14 protein-coding genes are annotated in these 14766 nt (G+C 70.0%); 9 read left to right on the top strand and 5 right to left on the bottom strand.

Going from position 1 to position 14766, the window contains the following annotated elements:
• Window positions 1-25: 25 nt before the first annotated feature.
• On the bottom strand, window positions 26-838 hold the full coding sequence (locus ACFWX1_RS14135; RefSeq protein WP_378387204.1) for a CPBP family intramembrane glutamic endopeptidase: 813 nt from the start codon (window positions 836-838) through the stop codon (window positions 26-28).
• A gap of 22 nt (window positions 839-860) precedes the next feature.
• Here ACFWX1_RS14135 and ACFWX1_RS14130 point away from each other — a divergent pair, with 22 nt between their 5' ends.
• Window positions 861-1322 (top strand): PPOX class F420-dependent oxidoreductase, encoded by a 462-nt coding sequence (locus tag ACFWX1_RS14130; RefSeq protein WP_378387202.1) that lies wholly within the window; start codon window positions 861-863, stop codon window positions 1320-1322.
• On the opposite strand, the gene ACFWX1_RS14125 is transcribed toward ACFWX1_RS14130, so the two are convergent.
• Window positions 1319-2119, bottom strand: coding sequence for a DUF2470 domain-containing protein (locus ACFWX1_RS14125; protein ID WP_378387200.1), 801 nt, complete (start codon window positions 2117-2119; stop codon window positions 1319-1321). The two genes, ACFWX1_RS14130 and ACFWX1_RS14125, sit on opposite strands and share 4 nt — an antisense overlap.
• 127 nt (window positions 2120-2246) lie before the next feature.
• On the bottom strand, window positions 2247-3416 hold the full coding sequence (locus tag ACFWX1_RS14120; RefSeq protein ID WP_378387198.1) for a homogentisate 1,2-dioxygenase: 1170 nt from the start codon (window positions 3414-3416) through the stop codon (window positions 2247-2249).
• Window positions 3417-3512: 96 nt separating this feature from the next.
• Between ACFWX1_RS14120 and ACFWX1_RS14115 the strand changes: the two genes are divergently transcribed.
• From ACFWX1_RS14115 to ACFWX1_RS14105, 3 genes are read left to right on the top strand one after another with little or no spacing between them, the layout of a single operon-like run.
• Complete coding sequence (locus tag ACFWX1_RS14115; RefSeq protein WP_378387297.1) at window positions 3513-4367, top strand: hypothetical protein; 855 nt, start codon at window positions 3513-3515, stop codon at window positions 4365-4367.
• Window positions 4364-5005 (top strand): IclR family transcriptional regulator, encoded by a 642-nt coding sequence (locus tag ACFWX1_RS14110; RefSeq protein ID WP_378387196.1) that lies wholly within the window; start codon window positions 4364-4366, stop codon window positions 5003-5005. The genes ACFWX1_RS14115 and ACFWX1_RS14110 overlap by 4 nt, the downstream gene beginning before the upstream one ends.
• The gene (locus tag ACFWX1_RS14105; protein ID WP_378387194.1) at window positions 5002-5358 is read left to right on the top strand and encodes a DUF6188 family protein; all 357 of its coding nucleotides are present in this window, start codon (window positions 5002-5004) and stop codon (window positions 5356-5358) included. The genes ACFWX1_RS14110 and ACFWX1_RS14105 overlap by 4 nt, the downstream gene beginning before the upstream one ends.
• On the opposite strand, the gene ACFWX1_RS14100 is transcribed toward ACFWX1_RS14105, so the two are convergent.
• Window positions 5355-6032 (bottom strand): DUF998 domain-containing protein, encoded by a 678-nt coding sequence (locus ACFWX1_RS14100; protein WP_378387192.1) that lies wholly within the window; start codon window positions 6030-6032, stop codon window positions 5355-5357. The two genes, ACFWX1_RS14105 and ACFWX1_RS14100, sit on opposite strands and share 4 nt — an antisense overlap.
• A 145-nt stretch (window positions 6033-6177) precedes the next feature.
• The gene (locus tag ACFWX1_RS14095) at window positions 6178-6777 is read right to left on the bottom strand and encodes a TMEM165/GDT1 family protein (RefSeq protein WP_378387190.1); all 600 of its coding nucleotides are present in this window, start codon (window positions 6775-6777) and stop codon (window positions 6178-6180) included.
• A gap of 172 nt (window positions 6778-6949) precedes the next feature.
• On the opposite strand from ACFWX1_RS14095, the gene cutA reads away from it, so the two are divergent.
• From cutA to ACFWX1_RS14070, 5 genes are all read left to right on the top strand, one after another.
• A complete protein-coding gene (gene cutA / locus ACFWX1_RS14090; protein WP_378387188.1) occupies window positions 6950-7270 on the top strand; it encodes a divalent-cation tolerance protein CutA in 321 nt (106 codons plus the stop codon).
• A gap of 111 nt (window positions 7271-7381) precedes the next feature.
• Complete coding sequence (locus ACFWX1_RS14085; protein WP_378387186.1) at window positions 7382-8875, top strand: cytochrome ubiquinol oxidase subunit I; 1494 nt, start codon at window positions 7382-7384, stop codon at window positions 8873-8875.
• 243 nt (window positions 8876-9118) lie between these two features.
• The gene (cydB, locus tag ACFWX1_RS14080) at window positions 9119-10126 is read left to right on the top strand and encodes a cytochrome d ubiquinol oxidase subunit II (RefSeq protein WP_378387184.1); all 1008 of its coding nucleotides are present in this window, start codon (window positions 9119-9121) and stop codon (window positions 10124-10126) included.
• Window positions 10123-13386 (top strand): thiol reductant ABC exporter subunit CydD, encoded by a 3264-nt coding sequence (gene cydD / locus ACFWX1_RS14075; RefSeq protein ID WP_378387182.1) that lies wholly within the window; start codon window positions 10123-10125, stop codon window positions 13384-13386. The genes cydB and cydD overlap by 4 nt, the downstream gene beginning before the upstream one ends.
• A gap of 14 nt (window positions 13387-13400) precedes the next feature.
• Window positions 13401-14543, top strand: coding sequence for a GAF domain-containing protein (locus tag ACFWX1_RS14070; RefSeq protein WP_378387295.1), 1143 nt, complete (start codon window positions 13401-13403; stop codon window positions 14541-14543).
• The last annotated feature ends 223 nt before the right edge of the window (window positions 14544-14766 follow it).

Below are 14766 nucleotides of genomic sequence, written 5' to 3'. Positions count from 1 at the left end.
CGCCGCCGAGCCTAATGTTCCGCGCTCACGGCAACCAGGAAACACGGCCCTTCAACAGCGCATATCCGACGAACGACACAACGTCGAACAGCGTGTGCGCGGCGACCAGCGGCCAGAGCCGGTTCGTCTTCTGCCACAGCCTGCCGAAGATCAGCCCCATGACGAAGTTCCCGACGAACCCGCCGAACCCCTGGTACAGGTGGTACGAACCACGCAGGACCGCTGCGCCGAACACCGAGGCGTTCTCGCGCACGCCGAGCTGACGCAGCCGGGTCAGCAGGTACCCGATCACGAGTACCTCCTCCGCGAACGCGTTTCCGAACGCGGAAAGCGTCAGCGTGATCGGCCGCCACCAGGTACTGCCCAAAGTGGACGGTTGAACGGCGAGGCTGAAGCCGAGGTGGTACGAGAGGAAATACAGCCCCAGCCCCGGAATTCCGATGATCGCGGCGAGCACGAGGGTGAGCAGCGTGTCCCTGCCCGGCGAACGCCGGTCCAGGCCGACCTGCGCGAGCTTGATCCCGGCCCGCCACAACAGATACAGCCCGAGCGCGCCCCAGGCGATCAGCTGCGCCGCGGACAGCAGCTGCTTGGTCATGTCGATCAGGCTTGACACCGCCTGCGGCACATTGATCTGCGCCTGCTGCTGGGCGAGCGGGATCGGCTTGAGCAGCGAGTCCACAAGGGAGAGCAGGCTGCGCAGTCCGGACATGCCGAGCGTGATGGTGAAGACGATGCACAGCTCGACGATGATCGCGCGCCGCTCGCCGGGTTCGGTGACCGCGCCGGGGAACGCCGGGCGCGTCGGGGCCAGCCAGGACCGCACGGGGGAATGCATGTCCGCACGCTACCTTCGGGGTATGCCGAGGAGCATCGCCACCAACGAAAAGATCGACCGCGCCGGGCTGGTCGAATTCCTGTCCACCCGCCACCGCGCGATCCTGCTGACCACCAAGGCCGACGGCGGTCCACAGCTGTCGCCGGTCACCTGCGGCGTCGACAGCGACGGCAGGCTCGTCATCGCGACCTACCCGAAGCGGGCGAAAGTGGTCAACATCCGGCGCGCGCCGAAGGTGTCCGCCTGCGTCCTCTCCGACGAGTGGAACGACCAGTGGGTGCAGGTGAACGGCACCGCCGAGGTGCTCGACCTGCCCGAGTCCGTCGAGCCGCTGGTCGAGTACTTCCGCAGTATTTCGGGCGAACACCCGGACTGGGACGAGTACCGCGAAGCCATGCGGAAGCAGGGCAAAAGCCTCATCCGCGTGACGATCGAGTCCTGGGGGCCGATCGCGAAGGGCGGTTTCCCGCCGGAACTCGCCTAGTCGCGCCCGTCCCGCTGCCGCAGGAACGGGCAGCCCATCAGCCGCTGCAGCTCCATGGAGAGCTGACGCGGGCAGTCCACCGATCGCGAGAACGCCAGGCGGACGTCATGATCGCCCGCGTCGGTCTCGACCCGCAGCCGCAGGCCGTAGCGGTCGAGGCCGAGCGGCCGGATCCGGCCGTCCCGCAGTTCCTCGGGCAGGTGCCTGGCGAGCTGCTCGACGACGTCGGGATGGTCGCTTTCCAGATGCCGCAGCCATTCCGCCTCGTAGTCGTGGAACGGGTCCGGCGGCGCCGCGCTGAACATGTGCGGGCGCAGCGAATGCGTGCCCTCGGCGTCGGCGAGCACGATCGAGGCCGGGGTGAGCCGCAGCAGAGTCATGCCATGGCCGACGTCGAGCAGCCGCGGATCCGGCCGGGTCTCGGCGATCGACACCGCGCGGGCGCGGGCGGAGACCTCGCTGAGCGGACGCAGCCAGCCGGTGATCCACACCAGCCCGCGGATCGGCTCGCGCAGGTCCACCGGCGCCTCGTCGGTCAGCTCGACCATGACGGCGAGCTCGCCGCGTTGTGCCTGCTTCGCGGCGCCGACCAGGGTGTGCGCGTCCGGGAGCAGGATGCTGACGCTGCCGCTGTGGTGCACGTGGTGCAGCACGGGCACGACCCGGCCGGTGTCGCAGTCGGCGCGTTCCACGGTCGGCACGAGCGAGGCCGGCCCATTGCGGGTGGCGATCGTCTTGGCGCGTTCGGCCGGGTTCGGTGCCGGCGGGCGGCGGATGGTCATCGGTGCCTCGGTCACGGCTCACCTCCTACTTAGGTGAGCCTAACCTGAATTCCGGCCGCAAGGGAAGACGTGACGTTTCACAGAGTGCCGTAACAGGGCGGCCGGTGCTCGCGGGTAACGGGAGCACCGGCCGCCGGGCGGATCAGGCCGGCCCTCGTCCGGACCAGGTCCAGGCGTAGCCGGGGTCTTCGGACGTTTCGGCGGCCTCGCCGAGGTCCAGCGGCGCGAAGGTGTCCACCATGACCGCGGTTTCGTCGAAGAACTCGGCGCCGATCGACGCCTCCGCGGCGCCCGGCTGCGGTCCGTGCGTGAAGCCGGACGGGTGCAGCGAAAGCGAGCCGATGCCGATCCCGGAGCCCTTGCGGGCCTCGTAGTTCCCGCGCACGTAGAACATCAGCTCGTCGGAATCGACGTTGGCGTGGTTGTACGGGACCGGGATCGAGTCCTTGTGGTAATCCACCTTGCGCGGGCAGAACGAGCACACGACGAAGTTCGGGCCCTCGAACGTCTGGTGCACGGGCGGCGGCTGGTGCACGCGGCCGGTGATGGGCTCGAAGTCGTCGATGTTGAACGCCCACGGGTACAGGCAGCCGTCCCAGCCGACGACGTCGAACGGGTGCGTGGCGTAGGTGTAGCGCGTCAGCCCGGCGCGGTGGCGCACGAGGACCTCGACGTCTGTGCCGTCGGCCAGCATCGGCTCCGACGGGCCCCGGATGTCGCGCTCGCAGTACGGCGAGTGCTCGAGGAACTGGCCCTTCGCCGACAGGTAGCGCTTCGGCGGCCCGATGTGCCCGCGGGCTTCGAGCGTCAGCAGCTTGACCTCGCCGTGCGGGATGACGCGGTAGGTGCACGACGTCGGGATGACGAGGTAGTCGCCGTCGCCTACTTCGAGGGCGCCGTAGATCGTCTCGACCGTCGCCGAACCGCCCTGGACGTAGAACAGCTCGTCACCGGCGGCGTTGCGGTAGAGCGGGCTGGGGGCGTTCGCGGTGACGAAGCCGATGGTCACGTCGGCGTTGCCGAACAGGCGCCGCCGGTCGGTGACCGCGTCGGTGCCCTCGGCGAACTTGAGGTCCTGGGTCTTGAAGTGCCGGGGCTTGAGCGGGTGGTTCGGGGTCAGCGCGCCGCGCTCGTCCGCGATCGCCACCGCGTCGACGATCGCCGTCGGCAAGCCGCGGTGATACAGCAGCGCGGAGTCCGCGGAGAAGCCCTCGACACCCATCAGCTCCTCGGCGAAGAGCCCGCCATCGGGCTTGCGGAACGCGGTGTGGCGCTTGTGCGGGACCTCGCCTACTTGCCGGTAGTAGGGCATCGGTGCCTCCTTCGTGACCGATCGAGATGTGTCCGTTTAACGAACGATTTTGTCCTCATGTCGTACGCTACTAGCGTGTCAGTCGTGTCAAGCGCTGTGGAACTCACGCCCCCCGGCCCCCGTGGAATTCCTCCCCTGTTCGCGCGGCTCGTCGACGACTCGGCGCTGTTCCCGCCTGCCGATGCGAAGATGCCCGACGCGCTCCGTGCGCACTTCGCGTCGCGGACCGGTGAACACGCCGGTGTACTGGGGGTTTTCCTCTGCCAGGCCTCCCGCCTGCCGGAGCTGATCACCGAGCTCATCAAGATCAAACCGAAGGAGCCGCTGCCGCTGTCGCTGATCATCGACACCGGTCTGGGCGGCGTGCCGAAGGCGATCTCGATCGTGGAATCCCGCGGCGAACTGCTCGCGCTGCGGATGGTCGAGATGCCGGCCCCGTCGGACGTCGACGAGGTGTGGCTGGAGCGGGTCTCGGAGTTCGTGCCCGAGGACGTCATCCGCGTCGTCGAGCCGCGCCGCGGTGTCGGCTGGCTGGACGGTGTGCGGAAGGTCATCGAGCACGGCAGCTGGCCGAAGATCCGGTGTGGTGGCCAGGCCGGGGAGAACTTCCCCAGCGTCGACGAGGTCGCGGACTTCCTGTCCGTGGTCAGCGGTGCCGAGGGTGCCTCGTTCAAGGCGACCAACAGCCTGCACCGGGCCATCCGGCATACCGACGCCGACAGCGGCTTCACCCACCACGGCTTCCTCAACCTGCTGGTCGCCTCGGCCCGCTGCCTGTCCGGCGGGGACGTCCGCGCGGCGCTGGAGTCGACCGACGGGAAGGCGCTGGCCGCCGAGGCACGCGCGCTGTCCGAACCCGCCGCGAAGGCGGTCCGGCAGCTCTTCGCGTCCTACGCGGCCGCGTCGTTCGACGAGCCGATCGCCGACCTCGGGGAACTCGAACTGTTGTGACGCGTGAAGGCTCGCTGACGCTGGATCGCGGACTGGCGCTGCTCCAGGCGGTCGCCGACGCCGGTGGCGGCGCGGCGACCATCTCGGAGCTCGCGGTCGCCATCGGCGCCAGCCGGGCGGCGGTGTACCGGCTGCTCGTGCCGCTGTCCGAACGCGGGCTCGTCTGGCGGGACGGCACCAAGGTCCGGCTCGGCGTCGGCCTGCTCCGGCTCGCGGGCCAGGTGCTGCCGCAGCTGCGGGACGCGGCGGCGCCGGTGCTGCGCGAGCTGGCGGAGAAGGTGGGCGCGACAGCGCATCTCTCGGTGGCGCAGGGCGACCAGGCACTCGCCGTCGCCGTGGTCGAGCCGACGTGGACCAGCTTCCACGTCGCCTACCGCATCGGCACGCGGCATCCGCTCGCCGCGGGTGCGGCGGGCAGGGCGATGACACTGCGTCCGGGTGGCGACGGCTGGGCGACGTCCACGGGCGAACTGGAGGCGGGCGCGTCCGGGGTCGCGGCTCCGGTGCGGGGCGTGCCGGGTCTGCGCGCGAGCGTGGGCGTGGTGTCGCTGGAGCCGCTGGCCGCGAAGGAGGTCGGCCCCCAGGTCGTCGCCGCGGCCGCCCGTCTCGCGGACATCCTCCGGACGGAGACGTCATGACGGCGCCGGACCTGGTCGGCTGCGAGGTCACCAGGACCGCGTTCGACCATCAGGTGCGGCTCCTGCTGGTCCGCGGGGCCGAGGTCTGCGCCGAGCTGGCCGTCTCGGTGCCGTTCACGCTGCTCGGCGCGGACGGGGCGCGGCACGAGATCGACCCGGAGGAGCGGAGCACGCTGCCTCCCGTGCTCGCGCTGTTCGGCAGGACCGTGGTGGCGGCCGACCTGATGGACCACCGGCTGACGTTGACGTTCGATGACGGCGCCGAACTACGCGTCGGTCCCGATGAGCAGTACACATCGTGGTGGCTGTCGGGTGACGGCGTCGAGGACATCCACGTCGATCCGCTCGGCTAGCGGGGCCGGGCGGGCTCCAGCAGCGGCCGGACCATCGTGGCCAGCAGGGCGAGGTCGATGGTGAACAGCAGGCGTTCGAACAGGCCCATGCTGATCTCCTGGCGCATCGGGCCGATGACCAGCGTCGCGATGAACCCGCCGAGCACCACCAGCACGCTCGTCATACTGGCCACCGCGAGCCACCGGATCGTGGTCCGCCGCGGCTCCCACGGGCAGCGGGAGCGGCCGCGGCGGGTGAGCACCCACGCGGCCGCGGGCAGCGCGACGAACGCCGTCAGCGCGGCGTAGTTGTGCACCTGACCGGCCAGCGAGCGGGCCTGCCCCTCGGGATCCACCGGGACGGTCGCGCAGACCAGCAGCCCGGCACACCACACCCCGAGCAGGGCCAGCACCGGCCGCGTGCCCTCCCGGCGGGTCCTGGCGATCCCGGTGAGCAGGGCGAGCGAGCCGAGCGCGAGCGCCAGGCACATCGCGCCGAACAGGAGCGCGGCGGAGCCGTGGCCGAGGCGGCCGTAGACGTACTCCGACAGTGTCTGCCAGATCGGGCTGACCTGTCCGGACAGCCGGACGTGCAGGTCGACGGAGATGAGCACCGCGGTCGCCATGCCGACGACCGCCAGCCTGCCGTGCACGGGCGAGACGGCACGCGCGACGGCGGTCTTCGGCGAGGTCACCGGGCTGGCTCCTGAGCGGGTCGGGGCTGGCATGCGCGAGGGCAAGGCGCCCCGACGTCATCGCCGGTTCACCTTGCCCTCACCCGCGGTTCCGCGAGAGGTTACCTGGTGATCCTGTGAAACCCCTGTAGCGAGCGCCGGCGGCTCAGAACGCCAGCTGGGCGAGGGTGAGGACGGCGAAGCCCGCGAAGACGAACCCGGCGCAGCGCTGGATCAGCCGCGGCCGGATCCGGCTGCGGATCTTCGCGCCGATGAACACGGCGAGCCCGGCCACCGAGACCAGGGCCACGAACGCGCCGAGTCCGACCGCGATCGGGCTCGCGAACTTCGCGGCGACACTGGCCGTCGCGAGCTGGGACGCGTCGCCCCATTCGGCGGCGAAGAGCACCCCGAACGACGTGATCGCGGAGCGCAGGAAGGACAGCGGGGCCGGCCCGGAGCGTGACGCGTCCTCGCCGCCGTCGGTGCCTTCGCGGAATCCCTCCCGCAGGAGCATGAACGCGCCGACGCCGAACATCGCGGCCACGACCAAAGCGACAACGGTATCCGGGAGCAGGGTGAGCACACTGCCGAAAGCGACCGCGACGACGCATTGCACGGCGAATGCGGCGCACACCCCGGCGAAAACCGGCCATGCCCGGAAACGAGTGGTGAGAACCAGGGTGGCGACCAGTGTCTTGTCCGGCAGTTCCACGGCCAGTACCAGGCCGAACGCGCTGAGAAACGCCAGAGCGGTAGTAGACATAGTGGTTTGGCACCCCTTTCGCTGCAACGATAAAGGAGCGATTCGGAAAAGGGCAAGCAGATGGGTTTCGCGAAATGCGCATTCGGGTCTCGTGAATACTGCTTCGTGGGCGACCGGATTTGTTTTTTCGGCGTGCCGAAATCGCTTTTGTGGTTTGCGGTACCGTGACGGCATGTCCGCTGACCACGTCGTTGTCGCCTCGACCATCGATTCCGAGGACGCCGCTCGTGCGCTGGCCTCCGCCGCCATCGAGGCGCGCGTGGCGGCGTGCGCGCAGATCGTCGGCCCGATCACCAGCGTGTTCCGCTGGGAGGGCGCGGTGCAGACGGAGACCGAATGGCGCGTCGAGTGCAAGACGGCGCGGGATCGCGCGGCCGCGCTCGTGGACCTGCTCAAGGCTCGGCACTCCTACGACGTCCCGGAGATCATCGTGACGCCGATCGAGGGCGGCGGAGCCGAGTACCTCGAATGGGTAACCCTCGAGACGCGCTAGGCCGGATTTCCCCTTGCGGGACCTTCTTTTCCGAGGGCAGGACCTTCGTCCCGCCGAGAACAGGACCAGTTGAACTGGCCGGGTTCCGGCTGGCGGAGCAGGCTTGATCGCGTGGAGGTCCTGGAGCTAGCGCGGTGGCAGTTCGGCATCACCACCGTCTATCACTTCCTGATGGTCCCGCTGACCATCGGGCTGTCCATCCTGGTCGCGGTCATGCAGACGGCGTGGGTCCGCACCGGTTCGCTGAAGTACCTCAAGATGACGAAGTTCTGGGGCAAGCTGCTCCTGGTCAACTTCGCCATGGGGGTGGTGACCGGACTGGTGCAGGAGTTCCAGTTCGGCATGTCGTGGAGCGCCTACTCGCGCTTCGTCGGGGACGTGTTCGGCGCGCCGCTGGCGATGGAAGGCCTCGTCGCGTTCTTCGTCGAGTCGACCTTCCTCGGCCTGTGGATCTTCGGCTGGGACAGGCTGCCGAAGAAGGTGCACCTCGCCTGCGCGTGGGCGTTCTCGCTGGCGACGATGGCTTCGGCCTACTTCATCCTGGCCGCGAACTCGTGGATGCAGCACCCGGTCGGCGTCACGTTCGACAACGGCAAGCCCACCATGAACTCGATCTGGGCGGTGCTGACGAACAACACCGCGCTCGCCGCGATCCCGCACACGCTGGCCGGCGCGTTCTCGGTGGCGGCGGCGTTCCTGGTCGGCGTCGCGGGCTGGCACCTGTGGCGGCGCCGCAAGAGCGACGACGAGCACCGCGAGGTCTGGCGGTCCTCGCTGCGGCTCGGCGGCTGGGTCGGCGTGGTGGCCTTCGCCGTGCTCGCGATCACCGGCGACATGCAGGGCAAGCTCATGTTCGAGCAGCAGCCGATGAAGATGGCCTCCGCGGAAGCGTTGTGCCACACGGAAAAGCCCGCGAGTTTCTCGATACTCGCGATCGGTGACGTGGCGAACGCCAACTGCGAGTCGGTCAAGACGTTCACCGTGCCCGCGTTGCTGTCCTTCTTGGCGCACAACGACTTCTCGACCGAGGTCAAGGGCGTGGAGAACCTGATCGGGGAGTATCAGGCGAAGTACGGGACGAACTATCCGGACGACCCGGCGCTCGGCCCGCTCGCGGGCAAGCCGATCGACTACGTGCCGAACCTGCCGGTGACCTACTGGGGCTTCCGGGCCATGATCGGCTTCGGCGCGATCTCGGCCGGGATCGGCCTGCTCGCGCTGTGGCTGACGCGGCGAGGCCGGATCCCGGGCGGCCGGTGGTTCCCGCTGCTGGTGCTCGGCGGGATCGCGACGCCGTTCATCGGCAACAGCGCGGGCTGGATCTTCACCGAGATGGGCAGGCAGCCGTTCGTGGTCGCGCCCAACCCGACCGGGATCGACGGCGTGTGGATGTTCACCGCCCGCGCCGTGTCGCAGTTGTCCACAGGCGAGGTGTGGACATCCCTGATCGTGCTGACCGCCCTCTACGGCGTGCTCGGCGTGGTCGAGGTGTACCTCATGCGCAAGTACGTCCGCGGCGGCGTGGACGCCGTCATGCCCCCGAAACCCCAGCAGGACAGCGAATCCGATGAAGACAAAGACGACACTCTCGCCTTCGCCTACTGATCGGCCGCCCTTGACCACCCTCGAGGTATCCCCCACCCGCCTCGGGGGGCGACCCCGAACCCAGTGTATCGAGATGGTCACCCGGGAGGGTTACCCACAGCAGATCTGTGGACAACTCACCCGACTGTGGATAACTCGCCGCGACGACGTCCTCGAGGGCGTCCGGCGTCGGCGGGACGTGGTAACGCGTGCCCCGTGGTCGATGCGACCGCCGGTGGGGCCCGAGGAGAAGGAGCCGAGCCGATGACGCTCGAGACGATCTGGTTCTGCCTCGTCGCGGTCTTCTGGTTGGGGTACCTCTTCCTCGAAGGCTTTGACTTCGGCGTCGGCATGCTGCTGCCGATCCTCGGCCGCGACAACACCGAACGCCGCGTCATGGTCAACACGATCGGCCCGGTGTGGGACGGCAACGAGGTCTGGCTCATCGTCGCGGCCGGCGTCATGTTCGCCGCGTTTCCCGCCTGGTACGCGGGCCTGTTCGCGGCCGCCTACCTGCCGCTACTGGTCGTGCTGGTCGGGCTGATCGGCCGCGGCGTCGCGTTCGAGTACCGCGGGAAGGTCGACTCCGAACGCTGGCGGCGGACCTGGGACAGGGTCATCATGATCGGCTCGTGGATCCCGCCGCTCGGCGTCGGGCTGCTGCTGGCGACCACCACGCTCGGCCTGCCGCTCGACGCCGCGGGCAACAGGGTCGGCTCCGCGTTCGCCGCCATCCGGTGGGACACCGTGCTCGGCGCGCTCGCCGTCGTCGGGTTCTCACTGACCCACGGCGCCGCGTTCCTCGCCCTCAAGACCACCGGTGACCTGCGAGAACGCGCGCGCCTCCTGGCTTACCGGATCCTGCCGGTCGCGTTGCTGCCGATGGTGGCGTTCCTCATCATCGTGCAGTCGCGCACCGGGAAGGTGTGGACGCTGGTCACGCTGGTGATCGCCCTGCTCGCGGCCGTCGTCGCCTGGCTGCGGCTGCGTGCCGACCGTGACGGCCAGGCGTTCGCCGCGCTCGGTGTCGTGGTCGCCGCGGCCGTGATCACGATCTTCGGTGCGCTCTACCCGAACGTCCTGCCGTCGACCCTCGATCCGGCACACAGCCTCACGATCGCCGGTTCGGCGTCGAGCCACTACACGCTCGTGGTGATGAGCTGGGTGTCCCTGTTCGGTGCCCCCGCGGTGCTGATCTACCAGGGCTGGACGTACTGGGTGTTCCGCAAACGCATCGGCACCCAGCACATCCCCGCGGTGCACGCACCATGACGAAGCTTCCCGGCAGCGCGTCCCTTTCCGCCACGGTGTCCACAATGGACCCAGCGCGGCCGGGAAAGGGTCCGCTCGGCGCGTTTCGGGCTCTCGGGCCCGCGGCGCGCCGGGCGTTGACCCAGGTCGCGGCGCTTTCGCTGCTCAACGCCGCATTGCTGGTGACACAGGCCTTCCTGTTGGCCGACGTACTCGCGTCGGTCGTCTCCACAGGGGTCGGGGGCCGCACCGCCCAGCTGGCCGTCCTGCTCGCGGTGGTCGCGGGCCGGGCACTGGCAGGCTGGGCGGTGCGGGTGATCTCGGCCCGCGCGGCCGCCACCGCCAAGGAGGAGCTGCGGGCCAGGGCCGTCGACCACGTGCTGCGGCTGGGGCCGGAGTGGATCGCGCGGCGCGGGCACGGCGAGCTGACCGCGTTGACGACCCGGGGCCTCGACGCGCTCGACGCCTACTTCCGCGAGTACCTCCCGGCGCTGATGACGGCCGCGGTCGTCCCGCTCGGTGCCGGGGCCGCGGTGCTGTTCGCCGACTGGCCGTCCGCGGTGATCATCGCGCTGACCGTGCCGCTGCTGCCGATGTTCGCGATCCTCGTCGGCCGCTACACCGCCGACCGCGTCGCCGGGGCCACCGACGCGACGCATCGCATGTCCGGGCTGCTGCTGGAACTCGTCCGCGCGTTGCCGGTGCTGACCGCGTTCCGGCGCGCTCGCGCCCAGTCCGACGTCGTCCGGCGACTGTCGGAACGGCATCGTCGCGCGACGCTCAAGACTTTGAAGGTCGCCTTCTCCTCGGCGTTCGTCCTCGAACTCGCCGCGACGCTTTCGGTCGCGTTGATCGCCGTGGTGATCGGTGTCCGGCTCGTGGGTGGAAACCTGCCGCTCGCGATCGGCCTCGGCGTGCTGATCCTCGCGCCCGAGTGCTACCAGCCGATTCGTGCTGTCGGCGCGGCTTTTCACGCCAGCGAAGACGGCGTCGAGGCGGTGCGTCGCGTCACCGCGATCTTGGCCGAGCCTGTTCCCGCCGAGGGCACTGAGCGGCTTCCTCGCGGGGAGATGCGCGTGTCGGGACTGCGTGTCGCACGGCGAGGAGGCTTCGCGCCCGATGGCGAAAGCTTCGAGGTCTGGCCGGGCCAGATCACCTGGCTTCGTGCGCCGAGCGGCGGCGGCAAGACGACAACTTTGCTGACACTGCTGGGTTTTGTGCCGTCGCACGACGGGACGATCACCGTCGGCGGCGCCCGTCTCGCCGACGCCGATCTGACGCACTGGCGTCGCGATGTCGCCTGGGTGCCGCAGAATCCGGTGTTCGCGGGCGGCACCGTTCGGGAGGAACTCGCTCCGGCAGGCGAGGACGTCGATGCCGTGCTCGCACAACTCGGTTTGACCGGCCTCGCCGACCGGCCCGTGGACAAACTCTCGCTGGGGCAACGGCAGCGCGTCGCCGTCGGGCGGGCGCTGCTGCGGGTGCGCGCGGGCGCGTGGCTGATGCTGCTCGACGAACCCACCGCACACCTCGACGAGGTCAACGCCCGCCGCGTCATGGACGCCGTGGAGCTGGCCGTGGACAACGGCGCGGCGGCGATCATCGCCGCGCACGAGCGGTCCGCCGTCGTCGCGGTGGACCCCGAGCCGGTGGACCGGACCGAGGTGGCTGCCCTCGGTTCGGTCCACCGTCCCGTTTTTCAGCGGCTGTTCGCCGACCGTCGGCTCATCGGCGGCGGCGTGCTCGGAGCACTCGCGCTGCTCTGCGGGATCGCGCTGACCGCGACGTCCGGCTGGCTCATCGCCACGGCCTCCCTGCGGCCGCCGATCCTGACGCTGACGGTCGCGGTCGTCGGAGTGCGCGCGTTCGGTCTCGGCCGGGCCGTGCTTCGCTACGTCGAACGTCTCGTCACGCACGACGCCGCCTTCCGTGTCGCCGGACGTCTTCGGGTGCGGTTGTGGGAGTCGCTGACCCGGCTCGGACCCGCACGCGGTTTCCGTGCCGGGGAAGGACAACGCCGTCTGGTCGCCGATGTCGATACCGTGCGCGATCTGCTGCCCCGGGTCGTCTCGCCGCCGATCGTCGTCGCGCTGGTCGCGGCGGGGGCGATCGCCGTGCAGACGTGGCTGCTGCCGTCGGCCGGTGTCACGCTGGCCGTCGCCGTGCTCGTCAGTGCTTTCGCGCCGTTCTTGGCGCTGGGGGCGGAGCGACGGGCGACGTCGGCGCTGTCGGAGGGGCGCCGGGCGGTGGCCGCCAAGGTGCTGGTGCTGTTCGAATCGGCCGCCGAACTGCTCGCCTTCGGCACGGCACGACAACGCCGCGAGGACCTCGCCGCCACTGACGCGCGACTCGCCGCGGACGCACGCCGACAGGCTTTCGGCACGGGCGCGGCGGAAGCGCTGATCACACTGGCCTGCGGCGCGGCCATGGTCGTCAGCACCGGTCTGGCCGCGCAAGCCGTCGCGGCGGGCACCCTCGAGGCCGTGCTGGCGCCGGTGCTCGCCCTCGTCCCGCTGGCCGTCGCCGAAGTCCTCGCGCTGCTCCCGCCCGTGGCGCAGCACTGGGACACGCTGCGCCAGGCCAGGACCCGCGTCGCCGAGATCGACGAACTCGCGGCCACCGCCGGCGAACGCTCTGCCATGCGATCCGGGCAGCACGCCGGGCTGCACAGGGCAGACCTCGCGTGGCCAGGTGGCCAGCCCGTGCTGCGTGACGTCGACCTCGAACTCACTCCCGGCAGCTATGTCGCCGTCGTCGGCCCAAGCGGCGCGGGCAAGTCGACGCTTCTCGCGGCCCTGCTCGGCTTCCTCACGCCCAGCCGGGGTGAGGTGACTGTGCCGGGCAAGGTCGCCTGGGCACCGCAGGAACCGATGCTCGTGTCGACGACCGTCGCCGAGAACCTCCGCCTCGCCGATCCCGCCGCCACGGACGACGACATCAGGCGGGTGCTCGCGCAGGCCGAACTCGGCGACCTGGATCCCGCCACGATGCTCGACAGCGCCGGCGCCGGGCTCTCCGGCGGGCAGGCACAACGCGTCGCCCTCGCTCGGGCGCTGCTTGCCGCACCGGCGGCGGACCTGGTGCTGCTGGACGAACCGACCGCGCATCTCGACGAACCGACCGCCAGGGCCTTGCGCGCAACACTGCGCGCCGCGCTCGCGGGCCGGACCGTGGTGCACGTGACCCACAGCGCGGACGAAGCGGCCGAGGCCGACCTCGTGGTCGAAATCCGCGAGGGCCAGGTCACCACATGTCGACCTGCCGGAGCCGGGGCGGTCTAATGTCGGTACTGCTCATGGATCCGACGCTTGCCGCGCGGGCACTGTCCGCCGCCACCGAGATCACCAGCACCGCCCTGTCCGGCGACGATCCGGGTGCGGTGCTGGACACCGTCGTGGCCAGGGCCGCCGAACTCGCCGAGGCCGACCTCGGACTGGTCATGGTCAGCGCCGACGACGGCCAGGTCGTCGTCGAAGCGATGCACGACCACAGTGGTGCCGACGAGTCGCTCCGCGGCTTGACCCTGCCCGCCGACTCGGCCGCGGGGCAGGTCGCCCGTGGTGGCGAACCGGTGGTGACCGAGGACTTCACCGTCGACCCGCGCACCGCGCCGTACGTGCGGGAGGAACTGCGTGGCTTCGGCCCCTTCGCGGCCGCGCCGTTCGGCTCCGGTGGACGCGTGCTGGGCGCGCTCACCGTGTACCGGCGGCACGGGCGTGATCCGTTCTCCGCGGGCACGGTCGAGATGCTGGTTGCCTTCGCCGCACAGGCGGGCGTCGTGCTCGCGTTGGCCGAGGGAGCCAACGCGCGCCATCGCGTCACGCTCTACCAGGAGCGCGAGCGCATAGCCCGCGAACTGCACGACGTCATCGTGCAGCGGCTGTACGGCGCCGGGATGCAGCTCGACCGGGTCCGGCGCAATATGCGCAAACGGTTCGCCCAGGCCGACAGCGCACGGCTGTCCGACGCGATCGACCAGCTCGACCAGACCATCGAGGAGATCCGAGGCACCGTACGCGCGCTCCGGTCACCGGAGCCGAGGCACGACACCGGCGCACCGGCCGATCTGGCCGAATCCGCGCGCGGTGAAGTGCGCATCGCCGGCGAGCTGCTGGGATACCCGCCGACGCTCGAGCTTTCCGGTGAATTCGCCGACGTTCCCGCCGAGCGCGCCGATCACATCCGCGCCGCGCTGCGCGAGGCGCTGTCCAATGTGGTCAGACATTCCGGCGCCAGCGCGACCAGGGTGACCCTCACACGCGACGCGGAGGGCGTGAAACTCCGCGTACGTGACAACGGTTCCGGTGTTCCCCAGGGTGTTGCCACCCGTGGTCTGCGCCATCTTTCCGAACGTGCGGAAGCCGCGGGCGGGAAGTTCTTCATCAACTCCTCGCCGAGCCTCGGCACGCTCGTCGCCTTCGATCTGCCGGTGGACTAGGTCCGCTGCTCAGCCTTCTCGGGTCATCGAGTCACCTCCCTTCTGGACGGTGGTCACCACAGGGCGTCCACAACGGACGACGTGCCGACGATCGTACCGGAGAGTCGAACATACATTCGACTCTCTAACGAGTGAAAAACGCGCCGGGAAAGTGGCACTGCGTGATGGCGACTAGGCCGGACAAGGGAAGATTCGCGTCAGCCGTTCGTGGCAAGATCACCTC

This window comes from Amycolatopsis sp. NPDC059021 (assembly GCF_042739895.1).
GTDB lineage: Bacteria > Actinomycetota > Actinomycetes > Mycobacteriales > Pseudonocardiaceae > Amycolatopsis.
The sequence above is the reverse complement of the archived record's forward strand: the minus strand, read 5'-3'. Positions and strand labels throughout refer to the sequence as shown.

Bases quoted from the DNA above. Each gene is read 5' to 3' on its own strand.
- ACFWX1_RS14135 (WP_378387204.1), bottom strand. From the start codon at position 838: ATGCATTCCCCCGTGCGGTCCTGGCTGGCCCCGACGCGCCCGGCGTTC.
- ACFWX1_RS14130 (WP_378387202.1), top strand. From the start codon at position 861: ATGCCGAGGAGCATCGCCACCAACGAAAAGATCGACCGCGCCGGGCTG.
- ACFWX1_RS14120 (WP_378387198.1), bottom strand. From the start codon at position 3,416: ATGCCCTACTACCGGCAAGTAGGCGAGGTCCCGCACAAGCGCCACACC.
- ACFWX1_RS14105 (WP_378387194.1), top strand. From the start codon at position 5,002: ATGACGGCGCCGGACCTGGTCGGCTGCGAGGTCACCAGGACCGCGTTC.
- ACFWX1_RS14095 (WP_378387190.1), bottom strand. From the start codon at position 6,777: ATGTCTACTACCGCTCTGGCGTTTCTCAGCGCGTTCGGCCTGGTACTG.
- cutA (WP_378387188.1), top strand. From the start codon at position 6,950: ATGTCCGCTGACCACGTCGTTGTCGCCTCGACCATCGATTCCGAGGAC.
- cydB (WP_378387184.1), top strand. From the start codon at position 9,119: ATGACGCTCGAGACGATCTGGTTCTGCCTCGTCGCGGTCTTCTGGTTG.
- cydD (WP_378387182.1), top strand. From the start codon at position 10,123: ATGACGAAGCTTCCCGGCAGCGCGTCCCTTTCCGCCACGGTGTCCACA.
- ACFWX1_RS14070 (WP_378387295.1), top strand. From the start codon at position 13,401: ATGGATCCGACGCTTGCCGCGCGGGCACTGTCCGCCGCCACCGAGATC.